Origin of the sequence: Methylomonas sp. LWB, from assembly GCF_001856095.1 — a bacterium.
In the GTDB taxonomy this organism is placed as follows: domain Bacteria; phylum Pseudomonadota; class Gammaproteobacteria; order Methylococcales; family Methylomonadaceae; genus Methylomonas; species Methylomonas koyamae_A.
In genome coordinates, this window is record NZ_MKMC01000014.1 from 1 (window position 1) to 16,028 (window position 16,028).

Here is a 16,028-nt window from a genome sequence, read left to right on the forward strand (position 1 = left end):
TGCCCAGCAACGCTTATGGTTTTTGGATCAGTTCGAACCGAATAGTCCATTTTATAACATCCCGGTGGCCTTACACCTGAAGGGCCGCGTGGACATCGCCGCTTTGACACAAAGCTTTCAGGAAATTGTTCGGCGTCACGAGGTTTTGCGGACTATATTCGTGATGGGCGAAGGCGGCGAGCCGGTACAGAAGATATTACCGGATCTTAAGCTTGATGTTGATCGTATCGATTTGAGCGCCGAACAAATTGATCAGGCTTCAGTTTGGCAGGCGATGTGTCGCGAAGAAGCAGCCAAACCCTTTGATTTGCAGCGGGGGCCGTTGATTAGGGCTAGCTTATTGATCTTAGTCGACAGCGGTAGCGAGCAAGAAGCCATCCTTATGCTGACGATGCATCACATCGTTTCGGACGGTTGGTCGTCGGCGGTTTTAATTAACGAGTTTGCTGCGTTGTATCGGGCTTTTTCACAAGGCCGGCCGTCACCTCTAGCTGAGTTACCGATTCAATACGCCGACTTCGCCTGTTGGCAACGCCGCTGGCTGAGTGGAGGGGAACTGGATCGGCAACTCAGCTACTGGCGCCAGCGGTTGGCTGATGCAACCGGCGTATTGGAATTGCCGACCGACCGACCCAGGCCAGCGGTGATGACTTATCGAGGGAGCAATATCAGTTTCGAGATTCCATTAGAGTTGGCTAGACAAGCTAGGGCTTTAAGCAAGCAATATAACGTTACTTTATTCATGCTGCTGCTGGCTGTGTTTAAACTGTTGTTGAGCCGATACAGTGGTCAGACCGATCTTTGTGTCGGCATCCCGGTTGCTAACCGCAATCGTCGGGAAATCGAAGACCTGATCGGTTTCTTCGTCAACACTCTGGTGTTGCGTAGCGACTTGTCGGCCAATCCGACCTTTGCCGAGCTGTTGGAACAAATCAGGGCGACGGTATTGGATGCGCAAAACCACCAGGACCTGCCATTTGAAAAATTGGTCGAAGCTTTGCAACCAGTACGGGATCCAAGTCGAAGTCCTTTGTTCCAAGTCATGTTCGTACTGCAAAACCACGACAGCCTAGCCTTGAGCTTGCCGGACTTGGAGGTCGCCGTGCTCGAAGACGACACCCGAACCGCCAAGTTCGACCTGACCCTGCATATCCAGGACTGGCCGGATGGGCGTTTGAGCGGCAGCTTCGAATACAACACCGATTTGTTCGACGCCGAGACGGTGACAGGATTGGCTAGGCATTATTTTATCCTGTTGCAAGCCGCGCTCGAAAGGCCGCAAATACGTATTTCCGAATTGCCGTTGCTGAGCGATGGCGAAAAGCGGCAAATTCTGGAAGATTGGAATGCGATCGGAATTGAATATCCGCAAGGCCACTGTATACATCAGCTATTCGAAGCCCAGGCCGAGCGCACGCCGGCCGCCGTTGCTTTGTGTTTCGAAGACAAAACCCTGACTTACGCCGAATTGAACGCCAAGGCTAACCAACTGGCGCATTACCTGATAAGCCAAGGCGTCGGCCCCGACGTGCTGGTCGGCATCTGCATCGAACGTTCCTTGGAAATGGTGATCGGCCTGCTGGGCATCGTGAAGGCCGGGGGGGCTTATGTGCCGCTCGATCCTAGCTATCCCGAAGAGCGTTTGCGTTACATGCTGGACGACGCTTGCGTTGATTTATTGTTGACCAGGCAAGGATTGGCGACGGCCGTTGGTCTTGCACGGAGGCGGACGGTTTATCTGGATGACGATTGGCTGCAATTGGCCTTCTGTAGGGAGCATAACCCTACACCACGCAACCATCCGCTCGATACGGCTTACATCATTTATACCTCCGGCTCTACCGGCCAGCCCAAGGGCGTGGCGGTGGCGCACGGCAATGCGCTGCATTCGACCCAAGCGCGGTTTGCTTATTATGCCGATCCGGTTCGGGCCTATTTGTTGCTGTCGTCGTTCGCCTTCGACAGCTCGGTGGCCGGCATCTTCTGGACGCTGGGGCAGGGCGGTTGCCTGTGCCTGCCGAAGGACGAAGCGGGCAAAGACCCGGTCGCTTTGGCGGACTTGATTGAACGCCATGGGGTTTCGCATATGTTGGCCTTGCCGTCGCTGTATGCTTTGTTATTAGAGCAAGCGTCCGAAAAATTGGACAGCCTGAAGGCTGCCATCGTTGCCGGCGAAGCCTGCGCGACCGAGGTGGTCAAGCGTCATTTCGCCGCTCTGCCGGCCGTCAAACTCTACAACGAATACGGCCCGACCGAAGCCACGGTGTGGAGCAGCGTCTATCAAGCGAGTTTGGACGACCTCGACCGGCCGCTGGCCATAGGCCGGCCTATCGGCAACGTCCGTCTCTATATCCTCGACAGCTACCTAAATCCGGCGCCGGTCGGTGTGGCCGGCGAGTTATATATCGGCGGCGCCGGCATCGTGCGCGGTTATCTGAACCGCCCCGCCTTGAGCGCCGAACGCTTCATTCCCGATCCGTTCCAAGCCGGCGGCGGCCGCTTGTACAAAACCGGCGACTTGGCCCGTTACCGGGCCGACGGCGCGATCGAGTTTTTGGGCCGCATCGATCACCAAGTCAAAATTCGCGGTTTTAGGATAGAGCTGGGCGAGATCGAGGCTCGGTTGCTGCAACACCCGGACGTCAAGGAAGCCGCGGTGCTGGCGAGGGAAGATCAACCGGGCGACAAACGACTGGTGGCCTATTTGGTGGAAGACCAGCTTGGAACCTTGGTCATCGATGAATTGAAAGTTCAACTCAAACAAACGTTGCCGGACTACATGGTGCCCAGTGCCTTCGTGGTGTTGGACGAGATGCCACTGTCCGCCAACGGCAAATTGGACAGGAAAAAACTGCCGGCCCCGGACATCGGCGAACAATTGAGAAAGCCATACGTCGCGCCGCGCACAGAAACCGAAACCCTGTTGGCCGAAATTTGGCGGGAAGTGTTGGGCGTGGAAAAAGTCGGCGTCGAAGACGACTTTTTCGAACTGGGCGGGCATTCGTTGTTGGCGACGCAGTTGGCCTTTGCCGTTCAAAATAGGTTGCGACTGCCATTTCCGGTCAAAGCCGTGTTCGAAAAACCGACCGTAGCGGAGCAAGCCGGCTGGTTAAGCGGCGAGGCTGACGAAGAAAGTCTCGATCTGCAGGTCGAAGCCGGGCTGGGTAGCGATATTCTGCCCTTGCCAGCCAAACCGGCCGAGCTTGGGCAATCTCGCGCTCTGCTGCTGACCGGAGCGACCGGATTTCTCGGCGCATTTTTGTTGGCCGATTTATTGGAACAAACCCAGGCCCATGTTTATTGCCTGATCCGCGCCGCCGACGAAGCGCAGGCCTTTAGCCGACTGGAAAAGCAATTGGCACGTTATGACTTACTCGAGCGCATTGATTGGCGGCGAGTGATTCCTGTGTGCGGGGATTTGGCGTCCGAATGCCTGGGGCTTAGCGAAGATCGTTACCGAGAAATCGCCGCCGGCGTCGATGCGATCTTCCACAACGGTGCATTGGTCAATTTCGTTCAGCCCTACCGGGCCTTGAAGGCCGCCAACGTGTCCGGCAGCGTCGAAGTCTTGCGTTTGGCGGCGACGGAGCGGCCGAAAGCGATTCATTACGTTTCTACCTTGTCGGTATTCGCCGGCAATCCCTCGAATCCGCAAGGCTTTAGCGAAACCGACGAGCCTTTGCTCTGCGACGCATTGACCGGCGGTTACGCGCAAAGCAAATGGGTGGCCGAGGCGATATTGCGCGCGGCAAGCCAGCGAGGCTTTCAGGTAGCCGTTTACCGGCCGGCGACGGTTGCCGGCGACAGCCGAAACGGCGTATGGAATACCGACGATTTTTTATGCCGCGTCTTCAAGGGCTGCATGCAGATGGGGGTGGCGCCGGATGTCGACAGCCGTTTGGACATGGCGCCGGTGGATTTCGTCAGCGGGGCGATCATGGCCTTGGCGCAAGAAGCCGATGTTGCCGGCGGCATTTTTCACTTGAATCATCCCCATCCGCCAACCACAAATGCCTGGTTCGATTGGTTTATTGCCGCCGGTTTTCCGTTGCGCAAGGTATCGAATCAGCAATGGCGGGCAACAATGCTCGCCGCCTCTGAATCAATAGCCGATTTTGCGTTGGCGCCGTTGCTAACGGTCTTTGCCGAGGATGCGCAGCAGGAAGGGGCAACGGATAGGGACGAAGCCGTAGGCTACGACTGCTCGGCAACGCAATGCAGGCTTGCGGCACTAGGCATGGCTTACCACTTCAGTGACGATAGTTTGCTAGCGCGTTACCGCGACTATTTTGTACGCAGCGGATGGATCGACGCCGCCAAGATCGAAAAAAACGGCGAATGACGATGGGGAGAACGGGTTGTGCAGTCGTCTTCCGAGTGTAAAGCGAATACAACAGCCTTGGCTTCGGTTGGTGCATCGTAATTCATTCTTTAACCATCGGATCAAAAAATGAGTCATTCAGGAAAACATTGCGATTTCAAGGCTAGCCGGCAACAAAAGGGAAATAGGCAGCGGCATGCCTTGGAGGCGGTTGCGCTGTTGTGCGCGATGGCGGCTTCGAACGCGGCGATTGCGGAAAATGCCGGCAGCGGCGAGGTCTACAAATTCAATATCTCCGCCGGTGATATGTCTGCGGCATTGAACAAATTAGCGGAAACCGCCGGTGTGGAACTCAGCTATCCGGCAACGATGGCGAACGATATACAAGCGAACGGCTTGAAGGGCAATTACACTGTTGAGCAGGCCTTGCAACAATTATTGAAAGGTAGCGGGTTGAGTTACCGAATTACTGGAGACGGTTTCGTTACGGTAGAAAGAGTTCTTTTACCTCAATCATATGAAGTGACGATGCCGACAATAACGGTGAGTGGTCAGACAATTTACGACAGCTTCGATCCTTATAATCCAGATTACAGTTTACCTAATGCTTCTACAGCAACAAAGACTGATACGCCGATTATGGAAACCCCTTATTCGATACAGGTGATACCCAAACAGGTAATTGAAGACATTCAAGGGATTAGTCCTAACGATGCTCTCGATTATGTAAGCGGTGTATACCGCAGTGGTGGATCGGGGGATTTTTTAGAAGCGTCTACACGGCGTGGATTTGACAACTTTCCCCAAGGCGACTATCGAGATGGAATGCCATTTCCAATTGCGGGTTACGTGACCGGTGGTCGAGATTTAGCAAACACCGAAAGAGTTGAAGTATTGAAAGGACCTGCATCGTTATTGTATGGATTAACTAGCCCGGGAGGAACAGTAAATTACGTCACAAAAAAACCTTTGGCATCTCCATATTATTCATTACAGCAGCAATTTGGTTCTTTTGATCTATATCGAACAACAATCGATGCCACGGGACCACTTAACAACGACAAATCTCTTTTATATAGGTTTAATCTTGCTTACAAAAGCGCTAATTCATTTAGAGACTTTGTTAATAATGAGCGTACTTTTTTAGCACCAGTGGTCACTTGGAACATTAGCTCAAAAACACAGGTAAATTTTGAAATAGAATATGACGCTGGTCATGTTGTTTATGATAGAGGTATTCCAGCAATTGGCGATCGACCAGCAAATCTACCGCGCAATCGATTTACAAGTAATCCGTACCCATATAACTATGACCGAACGATGGTAGGCGTAAATTGGTCTCATACGTTTAACGACAACTGGAAAATCAATCATCGCTTTAATGCACAATGGCTTGGATCAGATGGTGTTGCATCTGATACAGACGGCTATCCTGATTCTAACGGCAATATGAACCGTTTTGGACTTGTACAATTCCAAGCCCCCTGTCAACAGCCGGTTTACTTTAATAGCCTAAATTTGACAGGAAAATTCGACACTTTCGGTCTTGGCCATACGTTATTGTTAGGCGGTGATCATTATCGATATTCGATTAACACAACCCAAGGATTTATATTCGATAGCATTAATATTTACAATCCTCAGTATCCTACGCTTACGAATGCGCGCGGAAATCCGGCCGAATATAACAAATATACTGGCATTCAGGATTGGTTTGGACTCTATTTACAAGATCAAATAAAGCTTCCTCATAACATTCAAATACTTGGCGGCATGAGATATGACAGTACCGAATCTAGTAGCAGTTGGAATGGACAGCCTACAAAAGATCCGAGACAAGATAGCTTGGTTCCAAGAGGAGGTATAGTTTGGCAACCAATTCCTGAGTTTAGTGTTTATGGTAGCTACACCGAAAATTTCAGTGGTGTAAATGGAACTGGATTCGGAGGAAAATTCTTGCCTCCCACAGGTGCTCAACAGTGGGAGTTGGGTATCAAAACAGAGCTTTTTCAGAAAAAGTTTCTCGCAACACTCGCGTGGTTTGATTTAACAAAACAAAATGTTGCTATCTCAGACCCCGATCATTCAGGATTTTCTCTTGCTGTTGGTGAGGCTAGAAGTGCCGGATTGGAACTTGATCTGAAAGGCGAAATATTACCTGGTTGGAACATTATAAGTTCTTATGCGTATACACCTGATGCACAAGTAACTATTGGCGCTGAAGATCAAATTGGAAGACGATTTCAAGGGGTACCAAAACATGGTGGTAGTTTATTCACCACCTACGAACTCCAATGGGGTATGTTGCGGGGCTTGAAATTTGGTGGTGGAGTGATTGCCAGAGGAGCCAGATTCACAAATAATGATCCGAGTAGAGCTATATTGCCCGGATATGCCACAGTTAATTTATTAAGTAGCTATGGCTGGAAAGTTGGAAAGTCAACCTTAACCGCACAGCTGAATGTTAATAACCTTCTCGATAAAACTTATTATCCAGCATCCCAAGATCACTCAGATATTCAAGTAGGAATGCCAAGAAATTTTATGGGTTCAGTGCGTGTTGAATATTAACGTATTGTTTTAGTGGTTTATATTTATTAAATATGGGTAATGTGTTGTTTTGTGTACATCCAATTCCTGGGTCCGTAAATTCTTGTTTGGGCTTGGCAAAAGACCTGAAGGAATTTGGTTATCAAGTATATTTTACCGGGACAAAGAAAAGCGAGAAATTGGTTAAGCTTAATGGATTTGAGTTTATTCCACTATTTGAAAATTGGTTTATAAATGATGAAGTCGAATTAGATTCGAATGAGTCGCTGAATTTTCTGGAAAGACTGAAGTCAGATAGAAATATTGTGAACCATATAAAAAAATTTATCAGCGCTCTTATTGAAACAGAGGATCGTCAATTTTTCGATTTGATTGATCAAATAAAACCTGAGTTAATACTGGTGGTCGCAACTCATTATGACTCATTTATATGGGGATTGTTGTCGTATAAGTCCGGCGTGAAGACTGTTTATTTGCATGATACATTATGTGGGTCATTTATGTCAGGTGCGCCACCAATTACCACTGGAATTATCCCTAATAACTCGGCTCTTAATAAGATTAAGATTTATTTTTCATGGGGGGTTTATTTTGCTCAGCGTGGTTTTCAGGATATGTTTTATGGTCGATGTATAAAATCGAGATTAGGGTTTAAATACGGAATAGATAAGTTATGTGAGCATTATGGCTACCCAATATCAATGGTTGATACATCTACTGATATGCTCGCTCCAAAATTAACGTTCCCTGAAATGGTTCTATGCGCTAGGGAATTTGATTTTGGATCGGAAGATAGTCGCCGATATTATATTGGAGCCTCAGTACATATAGGCCGGGATGAACCAGGATTTCCTTGGAATATGTTGCCTGAAGGAAAAAAATTGGTCTATTGTTCACTAGGCTCACTAGAATATCTTTCTCGAGAAAAACGCATTAGGTTTTTTGGAATAGTACTTGCAGTGGCAGCAGGTTATCAGCATTATTCATGGGTTATTGCTTTAGGAAATGGGTTGAGCGTTAATGAGTTTAAAAGTGTGCCAACTAACGTTGTCTTAGTTAATTATGCGCCTCAAATTAGTTTGCTTAAAAAGGCCGATATAATGATTACTCATGGAGGGACGAATTCAATTAGGGAATGTATTAAATTTGGGGTTCCAATGATCGCATTTCCGTTAGGGTTCGATCAGCGAGGGAATGTTGCTAGAGTGGTTTGTCATGGGATTGGTGTTTGCGGGAATATTAAAAATATTTCTGTTGGTAATTTGAATGATTTGGTCCAGACAGTAATGAATAATACATTTTATCATATTCAGATGAGGTTAATGAAGAAACGTTTCGAAAATATAGATAATGAGAAGTTGGGTTTGAGGCTGATTAACTCAATTTTAGGTATTTCAGAGATGGGTGTTTCTTAATTGTATTGGTTTTCCTATCTTAAGTTTTAGTGAAACAATTTATCGATTAAGGGTTTGTCTTAACAATCGAGAATTATGGTCGCTATGAAAGTAACGGCATTAGATAATTTCTTCCTAATCTAACTTTGTTTTAGATACGTACTGATTCATAAATAGCCTGCCAAAATGGCGGCATTGGTATCAATTGTGGAAGTGGGTTATGAAGCTGATAAAGGTGCTATTAAAAGATGAGCAAAAGACATTGCTAGACATCGGTCGCTATGCTCCGGAATCCCGATTTCGGCAGTGAGCACATGCCGTTTACTTGTGCTGGAAAGGTTATCGTGTCAACCAACTGACTGATATTTTTGCGGTGTATCGAGATACCGTTTCTGGCTGGATAACGGCTCGGGAGCAAGAAGGCTTGATGGGACAGCGCGATCCTGACATCCAGGACGGCCTCGCCGGATTACGGAAGAGGAAATGGTGCGCTTGAAAATGATTTGGAGCAAGCGCCATATTACGCTCGCTTGGTAGCCTCGCGATTTCATGAGTGCACGGGCTTGACGGTGCATTTCAACCATTAAGCGTTGCCTAAAGGAACGCCATTGGGTTTGGAAGTGTTGTCGGCGTGGTCTCAAGGCAAAACAAGGCCCGGCCGCCTTAGAGGAAGGGCAAAGGGTATTGAATGCCTTGCAAGTCAAGGAAGCGTCAGGCGAGATTGATTTATTTTATATGGATGAAAGTGGTTTTAGCACGGATGGCTGCATCCCCTGCGCGGGGCATCCCCAAGGAAAAACGCTTGTGCTGTCTGCCAATACGCCAGGCTGCGTCAATGTCATCGGATTGATGAGTCGCCAAGGGGCAGGCTATTTTCACCCGGTCAAAACGACTGTCACCTCTGATCAGTTGTTGCAAAAGCGATGGCGGCTTTTATTCTGTCTCAGCCCTGCTGATAAATTGACGGTCCTCATCATGGACAATGCGCCCGTTCACCTAAAAGCGGAGCGAGAAGAACTGGCGACTTGGTTGTTGGGGCGTGTTTGGGTGTGGTTCTTGCCATCCTATTCGTCAGAATTTAACCCCATTGAAATTCTATGGAGGAAAGTAATATTCGAATGACTACCATGGGCTGCATCTATCATTTTTGGAGTATCCAAAATGCCCTTCAGGAAATTCTCGAAACTATGGTAAAGACTCAAAATGCCAAGTTAATTTTGCATGAGTACTTATGAGTATTTGCATCTTTCAAATGCAATCATGATGTCTGGTTATTAGCATTGATACGGTTTTTATAAAAATTTAATTATAGGTTGTGGTGATTTATGAATATAAAGACATGGAAGGCATTTTCAAAACAAGTCAGAAATAAGGATATTAAGTTTCTTAAGGAGCTGAATCAATATAATGGCGCTATTTTAGTAGGCGGTTGTCAGAGGTCTGGAACCACAATGATTAGCGATATAATCATGCGTGGAGATGGGGTTTCTGACTTGTCAGGGCCTGATAAAGAATTGAATAGTGCATTAGCGTTATCTGGTTTTCTGAGCTTAGACAAGAATGTTCGATATTGTTTTCAGACTACGTACGTAAATGAACGTTACGATGAATATTTTAAGTATTGGTCAGACAATAAAATGGTTTGGATGATAAGAAATCCATGCTCAGTTGTTTACTCGCTAACAAGATTTTCAGAAAGGTTTTGTCTTGATGAATTATTTCTTGGTTGTGGGCAATTTATGATGGATGATATGGATCGAAGTAAGTTTAATAAGCTTGGGTTGTGGTCACTAGATAGGATTCGGATGGCGTGTTATTCATATAATTCAAAAGCTAATCAGGCATTGGCAATAATAGATAATTTAGGGGCTGATAATGTTTTTGTTATTGATTATGATGAGCTGGTTAGGGATAAACACAAGATATTGGCTAGTTTATTTGGATTTCTTGGTGTGTCGTATAATGCCGATTTGGCAGATGCCATAAGTGACAAAAGCGTTGGAAAAGCAAACAATCTGTCAAAAAAAAATATTAGTTTAATATGTGAGTTGAGTGGAGGTTATTATAGCCAGGTAAGGCGGCTTGTTTCGGCAAGATAGTTTTCAAAAATATGGATTTATATTTTTTATTATATCTAGTTGGGTAATGAATGGCGATAGTGGTTTTTTTAGTTTTAGTTAAGCTTAAAGAACCTCTGATTAATTCGCAACCCAGAATTCTATAACCAATTAAATCAATGACTTGTGCGTTCGAGTGTTTTGAAAAACTGAATTAATCAGAGGTTCCTTAACGGTTTTTGTTGCAAGTTATTGCGCGTAGCAAGTCTATAGTGAGTTATATGTGAGTGACATTGAAGGCGGTGCGCCTATTTTTATTTTCTCTTGTGTTCGGTCTGGCTCTACGATGTTGAGGTATATTATAGATACTCATCCTGGTATATGTAGTCCAGGGCATTTAAATATTGGAGGTCTGTGTAAAGGATTATATGAGGCTGCGTATTATTCTATTGGGCAATTGTCGACAGTAAAAATTAATGGCGAAACTGATGTTTTGGCTATGAGCGAGACTAGAAGTATTTTATGCGAATTGATGGGGAAATATACTTCCGGCAAGAATAAATATCGATGGTGCGAGAAGTCGCCAGACAATTTGGATTATACGGATTTTATCAATAAGATCTTTCCTGACGGGCAGTATATCTGTTTATATAGAAACTGTCTAGATGTTGTTTATTCATGTATTAATGCAAATAGATTGGGGTCTATGCCTGAATTGGCATTATATGTTCAGCTATATCCTACAAATTTCGTTGAGGCTATAACGGTTAATTGGATTGAAAAAACACAGAAGCTTCTTTTATTAGAAAAAAAATATCCTGGAAGAGTGTTTAGAATTACCTATGAGTCGTTAATTGAATATCCGAAGTCAGCTTTAGGCGAAATGTTTTCTTTCTTGAATGAATATTGGGATGAAGAACTGTTCGAGTCTATATATTCGGTTGCGCATGATTCTGGGCCGGGTGACGCGAAGATGAAGTTTTCGACCAAGATCAGAAAGGATTCAGTTGGTAACGGAATGCAAATTCCAATCGCGGCTATGCCAACACGGCTTGTTGAGCAGGTTAATGCTCTACATAAATTATTAGGATATAAAACCTTATCTGAGCTGTATGAAACTGATTGCTTTAACGAGGGCAATAAAAATATCGATTTCGACTCGTTTTGGCTTAACATTTTTAATAAGGTATCAAGAAATACATTTTGTTTACAACTAAATGGTGTGTGTAAGGTTATTGTTACCGGCTCAAAAGGTGGGGTTTGTGCATTTGAGATAAGCGATAAAGAACTGAAAAGAGTTAGCTCGGATGTTTGGAGTAATTGTGTCGTTTCTATGTCATACCAGACTTTTTGCAAATTAGTGCTAAAAGAGACCTCTATAATCGATTCTTACGAGAATGGATGCATTGTTGTAGAAGGGGATGTTGTTATTGCTACTGAATTTGGGCTTCTATTTTTTGGCGAATAATCTTCACGTTTCAGTTGTATAGATCATTGTTTTATAACGTAATATTGGAGTTTGGTGTGTATATATTAGGAATTACAGGCGGCGTCGATAGGATATTCGATATTGTTTATGCACCTAGTAGCGGACTCGGGCATGATTCATCAGCTCTGCTTCTACAAGATGTAAATGTGGTTTTTGGAACTGAAGAAGAACGATTGAGCCGTATAAAACATTCCAATAAGATATGCTCATCAGCTTTAATGCGTTGTTTGAACTTAGCTCATATAAATTTTTCACAATTGGATGCCATTGCCATCTATGCAAGCGAAAAATTTTTGAATAGGAAGCTGAAAGAGTCTGGTTTGTTATTTCCTGATTTATATTCATTTACTGACTGTAGGTCTTTCTTTCAGTTTATCCTTGAAAAAGAGTTCGGCTTATTAATTGATAAAGAAAAATTTTATTTTATACACCATCATTTGGCTCATACGGTAAGCTCATATTATTTATCCGGTTTCGAAAAGTCTTTGATATTGTCTATCGACGGTGAAGGTGATGATGTTTCTTCGATGATCATAGATGCAAATATTAAAGAATTCAATACGCTCAAAACAAAATCAGTTGCCGATTCACTAGGTCATTTCTATCTCAAAATAATAGCGTTCTTAGGTTACAAAGATTTTGATGAATATAAAGTTATGGGCTTGGCGCCTTATGGAGATCCAGCGGTTTATCGAGACAAACTTAGCTGTTTTTACGAATTGTTAGCGGACGGCGATTATTGTATTCATGCCGATCGTATTTTGGAATTGTACGAGGTCTTAACGCCGCGAAAACTCGGAGAAGCTTTTTCTCAAGTGCATATGGATCTTGCTGCGGCGTTACAAGAGGCGTTAGAGTCTATCGTCTTTCACGTGCTTCGCCATTATCAAGCATTGACCGGCCATACCCGTTTGGCGATCAGCGGCGGCGTTGGGCAAAACAGCAGCATGAACGGCAAAATTTTGAATTCAGGCTTGTTCGAAGAAGTGTTCGTGCCGTCGTTTGCCGGCGATTCCGGTTGCGCTTACGGCGCGGCGGCTTATGTGGCTCACCAACTGCAGCCCGATTTGCCGTTTAAAAAAGTAACCCATGCTTATTGGGGGACGCCGATTCACGACGACGAGGTTGCGGATGCCTTGGCGCCATGGCAGGATTTCGTAGTAATCGGAAAATTGCGCGATCGCTCCGAACAAGTGTCGAATTTGATTATCGAAGGCGCGGTGATCGGTTGGGTGCAGGGGCGCTCGGAATTCGGTCCGCGCGCCTTAGGTAACCGTAGCATAATTGCTGACCCTCGTATTGGTTCGCATAAAGAAACCATCAATGCGATGATCAAAATGCGCGAAAGTTATCGACCTTTTGCGCCATCAGTGCTAGTTGAACGTGTCCGCGATTTTTTTGAGGTGCCAGGTAAACAGGAAGATTTTCCGTTCATGTCTTTTGTCCTGAATGTCAGGCCAGAGTGGCGGGATCAATTGCCAGCGATCACTCATGTTGATGGCAGCGCCCGCTTGCAAACGGTTAACAAGGAGGATAATCCGCGTTATTGGGAGCTGATTGAAACTTTCGGCCGTAAAACTGGTATTCCGATCCTGCTGAATACTTCATTTAACAATAATGCTGAACCGATTGTCGATAGTATTGATGACGCCGTGGTCTGTTATTTGACTTCTGGCTTGAACTATCTTGTAGTTGGCGACTATTTGGTCACAAAAAAAGACTGGGGTAATGAGCAATTGGCAAAGTTAATTGTCACTTTGCCGAAAGCAGCAGTTTTAAATCGGGTGGATCGGTATATTAGTTATACCGAGCGTGGATTTAGTCATTTCTTGACCTGGAATTATGACACCTCGCGATGTTACCCGCTCTCGGATGTTTGGTACCAAGTTCTGCAACAAGCAGATGGTTTGCGCACGCTTCAGCAGTTGATGATTGATCTGGGATTTGAGGCTGGACAGCAAAATCAGGTTTTTGAAGAGTTGCCGAGTTTGTGGTCGGATCGCTTGATTATTTTGCATCCAGAGAATGCTGCGCTTTAACGGTGAGCTCTGTCTTGAGTCATTAAATAGTTGCGAACATTGTTATTGCAATTGCTGGAATATCCTGGATTTTATCGAACGAGCTAGAGCTCAGCACTTTGTTAGAGAACTAGATCGCAGACGTTTTGTGGTCAGTCACGGTAAGCTTAGGCGGACCCTGGCAAGTTACTTGTCTTTACCGCCAGACAAAATCGTGTTTGCAACACAATCTCAAGGCAAGCCCTTTGTGGCCCGCGATAGAACTGATACTCTAAATTTTAATTTGTCCCATTCCGACAGCTATTTGCTGTTAGGTGTCAGTAGCAATTATGAGATTGGTGTTGATATCGAAAAATGGACAGATTCGATCGATTACGAAGGTGTGCTCGACTTATGTTTTTCAGAATCTGAGCGAAGTTTTTGGCGAGACTTGCCAACCGATCAAAGACTGGCATTTTTTTATCGACAATGGGTTAAGAAAGAAATCTTTGTGAAAGTAATCGGCTTATGATTAGCGCTAGATATTTCACTTGTGGGAACTACATTGACCGGAGCTAGTCAATTTTTATCGTTACCAACTGCGTGTGGTTTGCCGGAAAGTTGGAGCTTGATCGATCTAAAATTAGCTAACGGCTGGCGTGGTGCGATCACTGCCCATTCTCGGAATGCGCTTGCAATAAACTGTTATCTCAAGTCGCGGCACATCCTTGTGCCACATTTTCTTAAAAAAATATTAGTTCAGTCCGGCTTGCTGCGTGTGCTTTCGTAAGCTTAGTGGGCGCATATCTGTCCAGACTTCTTTGATGTAATCCAAACATTCTTGTTTAAGCGCACATGCATTTGCCCCTTCCGTTTTCCAAATAACAAAACCTAAAAAACAGTACCCATCAGTTTCTAAGGTGAGATGGCTCTATCGCCACTAACTGTATGTTCAAATTGACCCTTGGTCATTTTGTTGATGACCGTTTTAAGGCTTTAAGTAAGGCTGGGATGGGAGACAGAATGCCCATTTTTTGCAAATGATTGAAAATATGGGCTAAACATTCCTCAATATTCATCTGATCAGTATCAATCACTATCTCCGGGTTTTCTGGTGGCTCGTAGGGGGATGAAATACCGGTGAAATGCGCTATTTCGCCGAGTCTCGCCTTTCGATAGAGCCCTTTAACATCTCGTTGCTCACAGACCGTCAAATCACAGTTGCAGTAAATTTCTATAAAATCCCCTTCGGCCACGGTGCGTCGAGCCAGTTCTCTTTCTAATCTGAAAGGCGAAATGAAAGCCGTTAGGGTGATATTTCCTGCTTCAAGCATTAACTTCGCGACTTCCGCAATCCGGCGAATATTTTCTCTTCTATCAGAGTCTTCGAAGCCTAAATCTTTTGAAAGTCCATGGCGGATGTTATCACCATCCAATACAAACGTACGGCATCCTTGTTGATGAAGTTGTGCCTCTACTGCGTGCGCTATGGTTGATTTCCCCGCCCCAGACAAACCCGTAAACCACAAAATGACCGACCGATGTCCGTTCAGGGTTTCCCGGTGTGATCGTGATACTTGAGAATGATGCCAGACAATGTTTTTGCAGTATTCCATGTGCATGAATCCAATCAATGATGATGTTGGTGTGTGTAAGCCACAAACGGGCTAAAGTGGACCCCATTGTCCAGACAAATTATTGCCGTTAAGTTACTCAGTAAACTGCCTTTTTAGAGGTGGGAGCGCGGACAAGGTAAGCAAAAAAGTGGACGTTTTTAGAAAAAGGGCACCTCCATATGCCCTTTTTTCTTTATTCCAACCCCGCCTCCCGCATATGTTGCCGCAGGCTTAGCGGCCGCATGTCGGTCCAAACTTCCTTGATGTAATCCAGACATTCCTGCTTTGGGCCTTTGGGGCCGACGGCGCGCCAGCCGTTGGGGATTTCCTTGTAGTCAGGCCAGATAGAATATTGTTCTTCGTGATTGACGACGACTTGGTAGGTGGTGGTGTCTTCTTCTTCGTCCCAGCTCATTGGGCCCTCCGGATTCTGTTGAAAAGGCGGTTGGTTTTAGGAGGTCTCGCAAAGTCCATTGCCTGAAAAGTTTTGTTAATTAGAACGGCTCGGTTCTTTACCGGCAACGGTTATTGCTTCTACGTCAGTCGATGGTAACTGCGGCGAATTGGCGCTGCTGTTTGTTCGACCATCGAGGCGGAGTGATTC

11 protein-coding genes and 1 pseudogene are annotated in these 16,028 nt (G+C 45.5%); 9 read left to right on the top strand and 3 right to left on the bottom strand.

Translation table 11 applies throughout. The annotated features are described in order from the left end of the window. The 9 genes from BJL95_RS08710 to BJL95_RS25090 all read left to right on the top strand — a co-directional run. Nucleotides 1–4,342, top strand: a 4,342-nt coding sequence (locus tag BJL95_RS08710) for a non-ribosomal peptide synthetase (protein WP_071157199.1), incomplete at its 5' end; no start/stop codon positions are given. Between the two features lie 108 nt (nucleotides 4,343–4,450). Next, the gene (locus BJL95_RS23775; protein ID WP_254786747.1) at nucleotides 4,451–6,892 is read left to right on the top strand and encodes a TonB-dependent receptor; all 2,442 of its coding nucleotides are present in this window, start codon (nucleotides 4,451–4,453) and stop codon (nucleotides 6,890–6,892) included. Nucleotides 6,893–6,984: 92 nt separating this feature from the next. Continuing rightward, the gene (locus BJL95_RS08715; protein ID WP_175463671.1) at nucleotides 6,985–8,286 is read left to right on the top strand and encodes a glycosyltransferase; all 1,302 of its coding nucleotides are present in this window, start codon (nucleotides 6,985–6,987) and stop codon (nucleotides 8,284–8,286) included. 304 nt (nucleotides 8,287–8,590) lie between these two features. Then, nucleotides 8,591–8,761 carry a hypothetical protein gene (locus BJL95_RS26015; RefSeq protein ID WP_368086601.1) on the top strand — a complete coding sequence of 57 codons (171 nt, stop codon included), beginning with the start codon at nucleotides 8,591–8,593 and terminating at the stop codon, nucleotides 8,759–8,761. A gap of 188 nt (nucleotides 8,762–8,949) precedes the next feature. Continuing rightward, nucleotides 8,950–9,387, top strand: coding sequence for a transposase (locus BJL95_RS08720; RefSeq protein WP_139306181.1), 438 nt, complete (start codon nucleotides 8,950–8,952; stop codon nucleotides 9,385–9,387). A gap of 203 nt (nucleotides 9,388–9,590) precedes the next feature. Next, nucleotides 9,591–10,364 (top strand): sulfotransferase, encoded by a 774-nt coding sequence (locus BJL95_RS08725; RefSeq protein ID WP_071157205.1) that lies wholly within the window; start codon nucleotides 9,591–9,593, stop codon nucleotides 10,362–10,364. 241 nt (nucleotides 10,365–10,605) lie between these two features. Further along, entirely contained in the window at nucleotides 10,606–11,790 is a 1,185-nt protein-coding gene (locus BJL95_RS08730; protein WP_139306182.1) for a sulfotransferase, read from the top strand. 56 nt (nucleotides 11,791–11,846) lie between these two features. Beyond that, nucleotides 11,847–13,850, top strand: a complete 2,004-nt coding sequence (locus BJL95_RS08735) for a carbamoyltransferase C-terminal domain-containing protein (protein WP_071157297.1) — start codon at nucleotides 11,847–11,849, stop codon at nucleotides 13,848–13,850. A gap of 169 nt (nucleotides 13,851–14,019) precedes the next feature. Beyond that, nucleotides 14,020–14,340 (top strand): 4'-phosphopantetheinyl transferase superfamily protein, encoded by a 321-nt coding sequence (locus tag BJL95_RS25090; RefSeq protein ID WP_175463672.1) that lies wholly within the window; start codon nucleotides 14,020–14,022, stop codon nucleotides 14,338–14,340. A 222-nt stretch (nucleotides 14,341–14,562) separates the two neighbouring features. On the opposite strand, the pseudogene BJL95_RS25680 reads toward BJL95_RS25090, so the two are convergent. The 3 genes and pseudogenes from BJL95_RS25680 to BJL95_RS08745 form a co-directional block, all read right to left on the bottom strand. Next, nucleotides 14,563–14,658: pseudogene (locus BJL95_RS25680) on the bottom strand (MbtH family protein); the annotation flags it as partial. A 118-nt stretch (nucleotides 14,659–14,776) separates the two neighbouring features. Beyond that, nucleotides 14,777–15,430 (bottom strand): adenylyl-sulfate kinase, encoded by a 654-nt coding sequence (gene cysC, locus BJL95_RS08740; RefSeq protein WP_071157209.1) that lies wholly within the window; start codon nucleotides 15,428–15,430, stop codon nucleotides 14,777–14,779. A gap of 187 nt (nucleotides 15,431–15,617) precedes the next feature. After that, on the bottom strand, nucleotides 15,618–15,839 hold the full coding sequence (locus tag BJL95_RS08745; protein WP_064025298.1) for an MbtH family protein: 222 nt from the start codon (nucleotides 15,837–15,839) through the stop codon (nucleotides 15,618–15,620). Nucleotides 15,840–16,028: the final 189 nt, after the last annotated feature.